Origin of the sequence: Psychrosphaera sp. F3M07, assembly GCF_018860345.1 — a bacterium.
Taxonomy (GTDB): Bacteria; Pseudomonadota; Gammaproteobacteria; order Enterobacterales; family Alteromonadaceae; genus Psychrosphaera; species Psychrosphaera aquimarina.
Genome location: NZ_JAHKPJ010000012.1, coordinates 11937 through 25269 on the forward strand (window position 1 = coordinate 11937; position 13333 = coordinate 25269).

A 13333-nucleotide genomic window follows, 5' to 3' on the forward strand; every position below is an offset into this window, starting at 1 on the left:
CTTAAAGTAAATTGTTTATTGACGCTAGGTTTTAGAAACTAGATTTAATGCAAATAAAAAGGCGACTAACCGTTAAGTTTGTCGCCTTTATTATTCGTTTCAAATACGTTTATTGATTAACTTATTTGATCAGGTTTTTCTCAAAGAAATTAACCATTAATCTTGCTCTGTGTAAGCTAGTGCCTTTGCCTTCACGTAAGCTGTGTGAACGGTTTGGATAAGACATAAATTCAAATTGTTTATCATGTTTTACCAATTCATTGATCAGTCTTTCAGAACCTTGGTAATGAACATTGTCATCGCCAGTGCCATGAATTAACAATAACTTTCCGGTTAAGTTTTTAGCAAAATGAACAGGTGAACTGTTGTCATAACTTTCTGGATCATCATTTGGGTTTCCCGCATAACGTTCTTGGTAAATCGTATCGTATAAACGAATATCAGGAACCGGTGCTGAGGCAATACCCACATGGAATTTATCACCATGACGGAACAATAAGTTCAATGTTGAACTACCACCGCCCGAATGACCCCAAACGCCTACACGGTCAGTATCAATAACAGACCAACGATTAGCCATGGCTTCTAACGCATCAACTTGATCTTGAACGGTTACAATACCAATTTTTTTATAAATTGATTTGCGCCAGTCACGACCTTTAGGTGCTCGGGTTCCGCGATTATCAACAGATGCCACGATGAAACCTTTTTGCGTTAACAAAGACTTGTATAAATAGTTACCACCTTCCCAACGATCTTGAACGGTTGATCCCCAAGGTTCGCCGTAAACATAAAATACGATTGGGTATTTTTTAGATTTATCCATGTCCGCTGGGAACATAATATAACCATCTAATTCTGTACCGTCTTTTGCAACTACGCTAAAGAACTCGTGTTTTGGTAATTCAATTTTGGCTAGTTTTTCTTTAAGTTCTTTGTTCTCAACTAACACTTTAACCGTTGAATGATCGCTCACTTTAACAATTTGTTTGGTCGATGGTACGCCATAACTAGAGTGGGTATGCATAGCCCAAGATGCGTCTTCTGACATGTAATACGAATTTGAACCAGAAAGTTGCTCTGGTGTAATACGAACCGGTTTTGCAGAACCATCTAATGTAGCTTTAAATAAATACCTTTGACCTGGGTCATCTGGTGATGCGGTAAAGTAAATGGCATTTTTTTCTTCGTTCATCGCTAACATAGAAACGATGTCATACTCGCCCGGCGTTAAATCAACAATCGTTTTACCGTCACGAGAAACTCGATAAAGATGACGCCAGCCGTCTCTTTCACTGTGCCATACAAAGTACTCGCCATCTTTTGACCAGTTTGCATCATAAAACCATTCTAAAAAGGCCTCATCTTTGTCTTCTAAGATATTAGCAAGTTTGTTGTTTTCCCAATCGAACAACCACAAAGTATTGTGATTTTGTGGACGATTAACATCTTGGATCAATAACTCTTTACCGTTACCAGTCCAGCTTATTCTTGGAATGTAACGGTCGCGGTTGTCACCTTCTAAGTTAGCCCAACGTGTTTTTTTATCGGCCAGTTTTACCACTCCCACTTTAACTGCTGAGTTTTGCTCACCGGCTTTAGGGTATGGAAATTCAGTTAACTCAGGATATAACGACTTAGTGTTGTTGATCATAGTGAAGTACTTAACACCAGAAGTATCTAACTGCCAGTAAGCGATATTTTTACTGTCAGGGCTCCAACGGAAACCATCACGGATTGAAAACTCTTCTTCATATACCCAGTCAAAATTACCATTAACTGTGTTTTCATCACCGTCAGTGGTCAAGGCTGTAATAGTTTGATCACCCACTTTTTCAGTGTAAATGTTGTTGTCTTTTACATAAGCAACACGAGAACTGTCAGGAGAGAATTTTGCAAACATTAATTTTGAAGGTTCCGGTGATTCACCACCAAGTTGATATAAAGCCGACGTTTCAAGGTTTAATACCCAGAAATCACCGCGACTACGCGAGCGCCAAACTTTTTTACCGTTGGTAAATACCATTAACCACTTACCATCTTCAGACCATTGATAATCTTCGATAGATAGAGGTTCTTCTGCACCTTTAGGGATCAGTTTTTCAAATTCAACCAGTACGTTTCGACCGGTGGCATCTGGGTTATAAAAAACAATATCATTGCCGCTTATGCCATGTTCTTCATCTGAAGTTTGCTCTGAATCTTCAGATACACCTTCACGTTCTTCTAATACGGTGTAACCTGACCCATCTTTTAACCATCTAAAATAGGTGCCACGCTCTCCGCTAAAAGTTTTATCTTTATAAATGCTTTCAAGTGTCAGTTGCTCACTGCCCACTTCGGTATTTTGCGTCTCAGATTGGCCACAGGCTTGGACTAGAAATCCAGCTGCAATCAAAGATATCAATCGAAATACGTTTAGATTTTTCATCTATCGTTCCTAAGTTAATTCTTGCTGTTAGTTCTTAGAATAAGTGCTAAAGATTTTGCTTAGACTTATTAATCGTGGTCAAAGGTATACCAACTGCAATTAAAACTAAAGTGCCCTGTGATTAATTGCTACGAATCAACATAAAATCGAGTTTATTCCAATAACAATAGTTATTAATGTTGAATTAATAATCAGTGGATTCAGCTCAGAGTCCCAATTTATAAGAAAGTTACAGATAGGCTGATTGATAAGCCTTAGATAATTCCAAGGGTTATTTGTGATGGAAGTGTGCGGTTATCGATATTTGAATGTTTTAAAAACTAGATTTTATTGAGTGTTTTTGGTGATAAGCCAAATGAAAATACATGACAAACCTGATCAATCAATAACTCAATCTCTTCCTGAGGAAGAGGCGGTTGCCATTTAATTGCTTGTTCCCAATAGATCAATTGTTTAATACTGCCGTAAAACATAGTGCCTGCGGTTTTGGCCGTTAACTCACCCAATGCACCGGCTTTTTCAGCATAGGAAAACCAACCGGTTAGTCCTTTTTCACAATCGGTAAATTTAACATTTACTCTGTCAGCCGCTTCTTTAGAGCGCATAGACTCGATGATAACGATACGAGATAACGTAAGATAGTCTTCATTTTGGGTTAGTTTGATCACTTCTTTAGCCAATAACTTTAGCTGATCGAACAAAGGCATGTTTGGGTGGTAAGGAAAGTCTTTTAATCGTCTAATGGTATTTAATTGTAATTCAACAACTTCATCAAACAATTCATCTTTATTAGCGTAATGTTTATATAAGGTACGTTTAGAAACTTGAGCACTTTTTGCAATTTGTTCCATAGTGGTGCCCATCACGCCACATTTTGCAAACTCTGCAATAGCGGCATGAAGTATATCACTTTGTTTAGCGTTGCAATGCTCCATAAAAATCAAACTACCTTAATTATTTCTATCCAAACTTTAGCTTAGAACCAGTTTAACTAAGAGTTAGTTAAATTATTCTAAAGAAAGTAAACGGCACCGTGTACCTCATAATAATTTTAGTATACACTATCGTTTACTTTTGATTAACCGTTATTTTAATTTTACTTTTAAATTAAGTTTGGAACCAATATGCCAATTAAAAACCATACTGTTTTAACCCCGCTAAAGTTAGCTGTTTTGGGAGCCTTTTCAACTTTTATCATTGGCTGTGGTGAAGCCCCAGCTTCTGGTGGACATGGTGGAATGCCTCCAGCGAGCGTTTCTGTAATGTCAGCAACCACACAAGATGTGGCTTTTAATATTGAATTACCAGCAACCCTTTCAGGCTCTAAAGAAATTGAAGTGAGAGCTCGTGTTGGTGGTATCTTAACATCACGTAACTTTGATGAAGGTCAACCGGTTTCTAAAGGTCAATCACTTTTCACAATCGATATTGAACCTTATAAATTAGCGGTTGCTCGTGCTAATGCTGTATTGCAAAGTGCCAAAGCCACATTATCTAAAGCTAAAAAAGACGTAGCTCGTCTTGCAGAGCTAAAAGACAATAAATCAATTTCACAAAGTGACTTTGATAATGCTCAAGCTTCAGTCGAAATAGCAACGGCTGAATTGAATAAAGCCAATATTGAATTAGAACAAGCCAAATTAAACTTAGATTATGCTCAAGTGCAATCACCGGTTAATGGTGTAATGGGTAGAGAATTTGTTTCTGAAGGTACCTTTATTACTGGTCCAGAAGTATTATTAAGTCAAATCACACAATTAGACCCTATTCGTTTACGTTTTGGTTTGTCAGAGCGTGAGCAATTAGCAATGCGTACAGACCAAGCGGCTGGAACTCTTACGTTACCTGAAGATGGCCGTTGGAAAGCAAGCATCAAATTACAAGATGGTTCACAGTACCCGCACACAGGTTTAGTTAACTTCAGTGATATCCGTATTAATCAATCCACTGGTACTAGTGAATTACAAGCGATTGTCGCCAATCCAGAGTTTAGTTTACGTCCGGGTCAATTTGTACGTGTAATTTTATCTGGTGCCGTTCGCAAAAATGCGTATTTAGTACCACAACGTGCCGTGTTAGATAATGGAACGGGTAAATTTGTATATTTAGCAACGCCTAATGATAAAGGTATGACCGTTGCCCTTCCTGCGCCAGTAAAAGTAGGCGAATGGGTTCAACAAGAAGTTGACGGTGTAGTTAATAATTATTGGGTAATTCGTTCAGGTCTTAAACAAAATGACCAAGTGATTGTAGATGGAATGGCTCGTATTTTCTTCCCGGGTATGCCTGTAGCCATAGCTGATAATAGCCAAGCTCAATAATAAGGATAACGTATGTTTTCTAAATTTTTTATCGATAGACCAATCTTTGCATTTGTCATATCTATTATAATTGTATTGGCTGGGTTGGCCGCCATGCGCAGCTTACCTATTTCACAATACCCAGAAATATCACCGCCGGTTGTACAAGTGGTTGCGGTTTACCCAGGCGCATCTGCTGAAGTGCTGTCTCAAACCGTTGCGGCGCCTATCGAAAATGCCCTAACGGGTGTTGAAGGCATGATGTATATGTCATCAAGTTCTTCAAGCTCTGGTGTTGTTACTATCTCTGTTACTTTTGAAATTGGAACCGATGTTGACCAAGCAACCGTAAACGTCAACAACCGAGTTAAACAAGTTGAAGCTCGATTACCAGAACAAACCCGACGTCAAGGTGTTCAAGTTGAAAAAGCCTCATCAAGCTTTTTACAAATTCATGCCTTTTTCTCACCAGATGGCAGTCGTTCAAGCCTTTGGACGTCTAACTATGTGACCTTAAATATACTTGATCAAGTCAAGCGTATTCCAGGCACAACAGGTGTTACTGTGTTTGGTGCCCGTGATTATGCTATGCGTATCTGGTTACGCCCAGACATCATGAGTCAATTAAAAGTAACAGTGCCTGAAGTGGCTGCGGCAATTAGTAGTCAAAACTCGCAATATGCCGCGGGGAAAATTGGTGCTACACCCACATCAAGCTCACCTCAAGAGTTAGTTTACAACGTTACGGCACAAGGACGATTAACCGATGCCAGTGAGTTTGAAGAGATTATCATTCGAGCTAATGCCGATGGTAGTTCGTTAAGATTAAAAGATATCGCTCGTGTAGAACTTGGTTCTAAAGATTACAACTTTAAAGGGACGTTTAACGGAAAAGACGCGGTTTTATTAGGTGTATTCCTTAATCCAGGCGCCAATGCGTTAGATGTTGCGGGTGAAGTTAAACGTGTAATGGAAGAAGTGAAACAACAATTCCCTATGGGACTTGAGCACTCTACGTCATACGACACCACACGTTTTGTTGAAGTATCTATTACTGAAGTAGTAAAAACGCTTGCAGAAGCTATGTTACTTGTTTTCCTAGTTGTTTACTTATTCCTACAAAACTGGCGCGCGACATTAATTCCTATTTTAGCGGTTCCGGTATCCTTACTAGGTACATTTGCTGGTTTGTATATGTTGGGGTATTCAATCAATACTCTGACCTTGTTTGGTATGGTGTTATCAATTGGTATTGTGGTAGATGATGCGATTGTTGTGCTAGAGAATGTTGAACGTATCATGCACGAAGAAGGCTTAAACGCACGTGATGCTTCTATTAAAGCGATGAAAGAAGTCAGTGGTCCAGTTATCGCTATCGTGTTAGTTTTATGTTCAGTGTTTGTTCCAATTGCTTTCTTAGGTGGGCTAACAGGTGAGTTATTCCGTCAATTCGCTATCACTATTTCGATTGCTGTAAGTTTATCAGGTGTCGTGGCGTTAACGATGACCCCTGCTCTTTGTGTATTGATCTTAAAACAAGAACACAAACAAACTGCTCGATTCTTCTTATGGTTCAATCGCGTATTTACCGCAATTACAGGTAAGTATGTTGGTGGCGTAAGTTTCTTTGTTCGCCGTGGATTATTAGGCCTAACCTTAGTGGTTGGAATGGTCGCTATTACCGGAGTTATGTGGAAAAACACGCCTGGTTCATTGGTACCAGACGAAGATCAAGGTTTCTATATTTCCGCAATATTCTTACCCGATGGCGCGTCTTTAGAACGTACTGAAAAAGTAACAAATGAAGTTATCGCAGCGGCCAAATCTAACCCGGCTAATCTAGATGTTGTGGCCTTTACCGGTTTTGACTTTATTGGTGGTGGTTATAAAAATAACGCAGCCACTTTATTTGTAACGCAAAAAGACTGGAGCGAACGTGAACAAGATACAACGTCATTAGTTGGTGAATTGTTTATGAAAACCGCACACATCAAAGAAGCATTAGTATTAGCGTTTAACCCACCAGCAATAATGGGATTAGGTAATACAGGTGGATTTGAAGTGTATCTGCAAAGTAAAGGCAGCAATAGTACGGAAGAGTTAAAACAAGGTATGCAACTCCTTATGGGGGCAGCTCAACAAAGCCCAATCTTAGGTGGTATACAAACTTTATGGCGTCCAAATGCACCTCAGTTAAATGTAGATGTTGACCGTGAACAAGCCCGTGCTATGGGTGTTGATATTAGCGATGCATTTACTGCATTAGCAGGCAACTTAGGCACTTATTATGTAAACGACTTTAATAAGTTTGGTCGTGCATGGCAGGTTATTATGTCTGCAGAAGCTGAATTTAGGAATTCACCTGAAGATATTGGCCGTATTTACGTAAAAAGTAGTTCTGGTGAAATGGTGCCTATCTCTGCGTTTTCAGATATTAAGTTTAGTCGTGGGCCGGATAGCCAAGACAGATACAATAACTTACCTGCGGTTAAACTATTAGGTAGTGCCGCTCCGGGGTACAGTTCTGGTCAAGCTATCGCTGAGTTAGAGCGAATTGCAAAAGAAGTATTACCACCTAATTTAACTTACGAATGGACTGGCGCAGCGTTCCAAGAAAAACAAACATCTGGCACAACAGGTCTAGCGTTAGGTTTAGCTGTTATCATGGTGTTTTTAATCTTAGCGGCCTTGTACGAGCGTTGGTCGTTACCGGTTTCAGTATTACTTGCTCTACCGTTTGGTACATTTGGTGCGCTTGTTTCTGTTTGGATTGCAGGTTTAACAAATGATGTTTATTTCCAAATTGGCCTTGTTACCCTGTTGGGGCTTGCCAGTAAAAATGCCATATTAATTGTGGAATATGCATTAATGAAATATCAAGAAGGTTGGAGTGCAAGCAGTGCAGCATTAGAAGCAGCACGTTTACGATTCAGACCAATTCTTATGACGTCGTTAGCCTTTATCTTAGGTGTTGTGCCATTAGCGTTTAGCTCTGGTGCCGGCGCAGGTGCTCGTCACAGTGTTGGTACTGGTGTTATGGGTGGCATGATTGCAGCGACGTTCTTAGCTATCTTCTTTGTGCCTTTATTTTTCTTCTGGTTAACAGATCGTAAGTTAACAGAGAAACGTTCTCGCCAAGAGCTTGCTGAAGAAATTGCTGATAATCACAAAAAAGAACATGTGAAAACAGAAGAAGGTTTAGTGTAAATACGACTTTGTTTTTATAAATATTTGATAAGGGAACCTAAGTGGTTCCCTTTTTTTATGCATTTACTCTACTGGTATATACCTTGCTATTCCATGTTCAAATACCCCTTTATTCACCAGACAAAACTATCTTTATCGTTACATGAAAGGAATCGAGCATGTCAATTTTAAACCAACTATCTTCGCTATTTTCTAATAACGTAAGCCAAACGCCATATAATCAACATAACCAAAACATAGCTGCAAGCTTAGATAATAAGGTAACCAATGATGAAAAATCATCATTAACAAGTAATAATTATGGCGATACCGTAACTATATCTAACACGGCAAAATCAATCTTAAGTTCTGATCAACGTGATGATAATTCAGTTACGATGAATACCAACAAAGGGTATAAAAAGTTAGATTTAGATGACTACTTTTTGCCGCCACAAGGCAACGTAGGGGTTAAGGGATTAAATGATGTTGTATTTTTAATGCCCTCTCAAGATAATGTTGATGCAATAACGGAACACCTTTCGCAAAAAATGCCGCAGTTTTTAAAGGACAATAATATTCCTGAGCCTCCGAGTACTATTCAATATGATAATCAAGGACAGATCCAGCTTCCTGCGGATTATCTTTATGCAACGCAGTTCAAACAAGCATTAGAAGAAACGCCGGCTATAGCGCGTGAATTACACACGGTTAATGCCCTTGCTTCTCACGTTAACGAGATGAAAAAGTTAACCCCATTTAATGAAGAATTTTCGCAAGCTAAAAGCCTTTCTGAGCAAAACTTGATTGTGAAAAAGTATCAACATTTACTTAATGACAATAGAGAGAGCGACACAATTTTGTTAAATTTTGATACCGATGGGAAGCTTTCGATTAGCGCAGAAAAAGCCAGTTAGTGTTTAACCTTATCATGCTTAACGTCGCTAATTAGTAGTCAAATATTGATGCATTCATATTTGTTTACAATTGTATTTAACAATTAATTAAAATGTTAAAGAAAAATTTTGTACTTTTGTTAAGCTGTTTAAGGTTGTTAAAAATTATCTAAAGGAACTCACCATGAGAGATGATTTAAAAGGATTATGCTTATTTCTGGGCATGTTAAGTTTAGGTTATGTGGCTTTGTTATTAGCAGTGGCTATTTTCACTGGCGCTAAAATTTACAAAGGGATTTTTTTGATTGGCTTAATTGCTGCGAGTTTAATTACCTTAGGGTTAAACAAACAAGTCAAAAACCGTATTATAGATTTCACCAAATCACTTGCTGTTAGATAACATATCTAAACTTAAAGCAAAAAAGGAGCGAATGCTCCTTTTTTAATGCCTATTTAATGACTACCTAAAGAACGCTAAGTTAACTTATTTTACCTGAAGGTAGCTTATAAGATTCAACCTCTAAATAAGCCGACACCTGTTTGTCATGTGACAAGGTTATCGGACGTTCATCTTTAAATTTAACTATAGATTTGTTCTCTTCTACTTCGGTATTAGCTTTTGTGATTTTAATAACATCATCCAAAACCTTTAAATCTAATAACGCTGAATTTTCTTTGTAATTTATCTCAGTAGACACCTTTCCGCTCGATTCAATTCTTTTTTTGATATCTTCAATCGACTCATTACTAATAGATTTATAGTTAGATAATTTACCTGCGTTATCTAAGGTCGCACTTAATGTCTGTTGCCAGTGGTAATCTCTTGAATGGCTTTTCACATCTAGACTATTGGGAATATAAGTAACGATTTCACTTTCCACATCTAGTTGTTTTGATTGCGTGATTTTTTTAGTTTGGTTTACGGTCTCAACCTGGGTATTTTGCGACATATCAATTTGGGTATCATAGGTTTTTAAGCCGGAACGAGACATGACGGATAAGGTAAATTCAAAATCCATTAAGGTGCTGAACTTCATTAAGTTCATCGACGGCAGCGAATATTCTAGACCTAAAAGCTGGTCATTGACCAAATTTAGCGTAGTAGCCTTATTTGGGTTATCACTGTCGTTATTATTAACCGCTTCCATATTGGTAAAAAGTGACGAATAACTGTCTAATAAATATTGGTTTAGGCCGCTATTTCCGGCAAAAGAGCCATTGGAGTCGTCTAATACCTTTTTTAATTGCTCAATGTTCTTAGCCAGTTGGCCATTGTCTTGTGATTGATTTAACCCAGTTGTTAATGAAAAGTCGTAACTTAACTGCTTGGTAGCATGTTGCATACTCGTGGTTAACGTTTGAGTTTGATTCGCCTTATCTATTTGATAGTGGTAACTCGACTTGTTTAAATTTTCCTGCATGTTAATTTCGAATCCAGTTAATATACTGCTATCGAAACTATCCCCCAACACAAGTTTATCTAATGAAAATCCTTTGTTATTAGATTGCATGGTATCAAGGTTATCTTCAATAAATACGGAAGCCTTTTCATACAAGGCTTCTAACGCGTGCTGTTCTTCTTCGGAGATATCACCATCAACCGTGATAGAAAAGTTTGAATGCGGACTGATACTGTCTAAATCAGCAAGTGCAAAATTCGGTTTGTGATACTTTATAAATATCGTATCCCCTTCTTGCGTCTTTACTTCAAAGGTAAAATAATTATTCTCTTCTTTAGACGCCAAGGCTAATTTTTCTAATTTATTAATCTCACCTTCAATGTAATATTCACTGTTCGCTAAGTATTGTTGTGCATCTTCATCTAAACGACCTAAGTTGGATAAGATCTCTTTTACTTGTGTATGGGCTTGTTTTGAATGTGTAATTTGCGATTTTGACAATTCAGCAATTCTTGCCGCCCTATCTCTCTCAAGGTCAACGTATTTAAATTCTGTGATTGTGAAACTTTGTTTGGAAAGCCGTAAATAGTTATCTTGAACTGATTCAAGTGAGTCATTCAAATTTGAATCTAAATATCGTTCAGTGAGCCTTGAGGACATGCTGTTTGAGATTGCTGTATTAGAAAAACCTAACGTGTCACTCGGGCTTAATAATACCTTAGATAGCCATTGTTCAATACTGGACTCAGATAACGGTAACTTATCTTTTGTTACTGATGCAGCAACTTTAGGCGGATGACTCACAGAAGTATCATTTTCAATACGCTTCTGGTTATCCGTATTATTTACAGATTGCGCCTGATTGTGGCTAGTACTTGCCACTTTAGCTGAAATAGGTTGTTCGATTGAATTAAACACTTGTCATCCATTGAAAGTAAAATAATCACTTCTATATCGGCGTTTTATTGCAAACCTTTAATTAACTCACTTACTACTATTTGTGCGGCTGCTCTTATTCAATCAAACCTTGAATTACGGCTTGTTTATTTGCATCTGACCGGTTTTGGCTTAACTTCCACTTTCCTTCCATAGACTCGATGACTATCTCAATACCAACAAGAGCCGTTAACATTTTGTTTAAACTTAATGGGAGAATACACATGGCGTTAGATGATAATTTTATGATTCTTGTTTTGGCGCTTTAAGCGCTTTGCTATAAAAACCTGAGGGATCAAAACAACACACTCGACGTTTACCCGACGCTAACATGGAACACGCATCGTTTATGCGCTTATCCCTAGTTTTGGTTTGTTTAGCAGAGATAATCCAATGGATCCAATCTAACCGAGCTATTGTTGTTGTATCATTCCAAACTGTTTTCGCAACTGGATCAGCCGCAAGTGCTTGGGCTAAATCCGTTGGTACCTCTGGTTCTGGTTCTTGTTCCATTGGCTTGATGTCAAATGTAACAAGATCTCCAATCACTAAACCTGCGACTTTGAGCATATGTTGATCTAGTTTCAACCAATGACTGAGTTGTCCATCAGGGTCTAATGTTGCAGTAAATTCATGTCCATTAATTGTCCCTTCGATACTTGTCTTGCCACGTCTGGGTAATGTTTCACTGACTTCTTTTGGTAACACAACAAATGCCCATTGTTCATCCGTTTCAGACAATGCCGGTTGTAATAATGTTGCTTGAAATAGTGACGTTTTATTGTTTTTATTCATCAATTGTTATCCCTGTAAATAACAATGTTGAGGTTTATTAAGTTAAATTACTACAATAGATATCAACTTGGGAAGTAACAAAGTTAGGTTTTAGCCAGTTGACTAAATATAACCGTAAATTTAGCTCCACCTAATGTTAACGAGTCATCAATAAATAATTGACTGTTATGCCATTGGGTTATCCTATCTACGATGGCTAATCCCATACCAAAACCAGTAATTTCATTTGAGTCGGAGCCTCGGCAGAAAGGTTTAAGTAAATCTTGCCTTTTGTGCCTAGGGATGCCAACACCATCATCTTCAACAGAAAAATGAACTTGCCCATCAACCTGTTCTAGTGAGATCTTGATCTTACTTTTACTGTACTGAACTGCATTTTTTAATAAATTATTGATTAACATATTTAAGTATTTTTCATCGGCTAAAACCAAATAAGGTGGTGATACCGCCTCAATCTCCCAACTATTGTTATTGTCAGGCGTTTTAAATGCATCAACACATTGATGTATTAAACTCAGTAGGTTTAATTCATGTTTATCAATGGCGACCATATTCTGTTCTAAACGGGCATAACATAATAAAACGTCCACCAACTTTTCCATTTCGTTGATGTCGCTGTTCATTCGGTTTTCGTATTTTTTACGTTTGCTGTGATCATCCGTGTCTTGCAACATTTCAATGCCAAACCTCAGTCTAGCCAATGGGGTTCTTAAATCATGGGCAACCGCATTACCTAACATTTCATTATCAGACACTAAGGTCTCAATACGATTAGCCATCCGGTTAAATTCATCTTGTACTTCGGTAATGTATGAACGTTTTGGCGTATTAATTCTATGGGTTAAATCACCATTACCTACCACTTTAGCGCCGCGTTTAAGGGCTTGCAGATCTCGGATTAGTGGATACAACCAAATAAATAAAATGAAAATAATCCCTAAGTAAAATACCAGAGTTAAGGTTATTTTAATTTTATCATTGCCCTTAAAAACTAAACTTCGCTCTACAACTAACGTCATCACTTGTTGATGTTTAGGTAAAATGAAGTGTATTGAAATATTCTCATCTGACTCAAGCATCAAAGGTTCACCTTGATTAAAACTTTGTTGCAAGGACATTGGTAATTGAAATTCATCGAGTGAGGTAACCGTCAAAGAAAGTTGTTGAGTATCCTCCCAACTATCTACAAATTGTTGGGTATTGGATTGCTGATCTATATTTTTAGCTAAATACGTACCCAAGCTGATATATGGAGACAGCTCATCGGCGTTAATCGTTTCTTGGTCATTCGATTGATACTGAGAAAATAGTTCGTCTAACCCCCAACCTAAAGCATAAATGGTAAATAAAATAACGGCGATTAGTGATAACGTGAGTTTTTTCAAAACA

The 13333-nt window shown here is 37.9% G+C and carries 9 protein-coding genes; 4 read left to right on the forward strand and 5 right to left on the reverse strand.

The window, feature by feature from the left end; all coding sequences use genetic code 11:
- Positions 1-121 precede the first annotated feature (121 nt).
- Together KO505_RS05115 and KO505_RS05120 are read right to left on the reverse strand one after the other, a co-directional pair.
- Positions 122-2431: a S9 family peptidase gene (locus tag KO505_RS05115; RefSeq protein ID WP_216054381.1), complete on the reverse strand. Its 2310-nt coding sequence runs from the start codon at positions 2429-2431 to the stop codon at positions 122-124.
- Between the two features lie 320 nt (positions 2432-2751).
- The gene (locus KO505_RS05120) at positions 2752-3366 is read right to left on the reverse strand and encodes a TetR/AcrR family transcriptional regulator (RefSeq protein WP_216054382.1); all 615 of its coding nucleotides are present in this window, start codon (positions 3364-3366) and stop codon (positions 2752-2754) included.
- A gap of 189 nt (positions 3367-3555) precedes the next feature.
- On the opposite strand from KO505_RS05120, the gene KO505_RS05125 reads away from it, so the two are divergent.
- The 4 genes from KO505_RS05125 to KO505_RS05140 all read left to right on the forward strand — a co-directional run bounded on the left by KO505_RS05125 (position 3556) and on the right by KO505_RS05140 (position 9213).
- Positions 3556-4752: an efflux RND transporter periplasmic adaptor subunit gene (locus tag KO505_RS05125; RefSeq protein ID WP_216054383.1), complete on the forward strand. Its 1197-nt coding sequence runs from the start codon at positions 3556-3558 to the stop codon at positions 4750-4752.
- 12 nt (positions 4753-4764) lie between these two features.
- Positions 4765-7938, forward strand: coding sequence for an efflux RND transporter permease subunit (locus KO505_RS05130; RefSeq protein WP_216054384.1), 3174 nt, complete (start codon positions 4765-4767; stop codon positions 7936-7938).
- A 158-nt stretch (positions 7939-8096) separates the two neighbouring features.
- Entirely contained in the window at positions 8097-8834 is a 738-nt protein-coding gene (locus tag KO505_RS05135; RefSeq protein WP_216054385.1) for a hypothetical protein, read from the forward strand.
- A 163-nt stretch (positions 8835-8997) separates the two neighbouring features.
- The gene (locus KO505_RS05140) at positions 8998-9213 is read left to right on the forward strand and encodes a hypothetical protein (RefSeq protein WP_216054386.1); all 216 of its coding nucleotides are present in this window, start codon (positions 8998-9000) and stop codon (positions 9211-9213) included.
- 79 nt (positions 9214-9292) lie between these two features.
- Here KO505_RS05140 and KO505_RS05145 read toward each other — a convergent pair whose 3' ends face one another.
- From KO505_RS05145 to KO505_RS05155, 3 genes are all read right to left on the reverse strand, one after another.
- Entirely contained in the window at positions 9293-11131 is a 1839-nt protein-coding gene (locus KO505_RS05145; RefSeq protein ID WP_216054387.1) for a hypothetical protein, read from the reverse strand.
- Between the two features lie 261 nt (positions 11132-11392).
- Positions 11393-11944, reverse strand: coding sequence for a YdeI/OmpD-associated family protein (locus KO505_RS05150; RefSeq protein ID WP_216054388.1), 552 nt, complete (start codon positions 11942-11944; stop codon positions 11393-11395).
- A gap of 83 nt (positions 11945-12027) precedes the next feature.
- On the reverse strand, positions 12028-13329 hold the full coding sequence (locus tag KO505_RS05155) for an ATP-binding protein (RefSeq protein ID WP_216054389.1): 1302 nt from the start codon (positions 13327-13329) through the stop codon (positions 12028-12030).
- Positions 13330-13333: the final 4 nt, after the last annotated feature.

Coding starts and splice junctions, on each gene's coding strand:
- KO505_RS05125 (WP_216054383.1), top strand. CDS start 3,556: ATGCCAATTAAAAACCATACTGTTTTAACCCCGCTAAAGTTAGCTGTT.
- KO505_RS05135 (WP_216054385.1), top strand. CDS start 8,097: ATGTCAATTTTAAACCAACTATCTTCGCTATTTTCTAATAACGTAAGC.
- KO505_RS05130 (WP_216054384.1), top strand. CDS start 4,765: ATGTTTTCTAAATTTTTTATCGATAGACCAATCTTTGCATTTGTCATA.
- KO505_RS05120 (WP_216054382.1), bottom strand. CDS start 3,366: ATGGAGCATTGCAACGCTAAACAAAGTGATATACTTCATGCCGCTATT.
- KO505_RS05115 (WP_216054381.1), bottom strand. CDS start 2,431: ATGAAAAATCTAAACGTATTTCGATTGATATCTTTGATTGCAGCTGGA.
- KO505_RS05140 (WP_216054386.1), top strand. CDS start 8,998: ATGAGAGATGATTTAAAAGGATTATGCTTATTTCTGGGCATGTTAAGT.
- KO505_RS05150 (WP_216054388.1), bottom strand. CDS start 11,944: ATGAATAAAAACAATAAAACGTCACTATTTCAAGCAACATTATTACAA.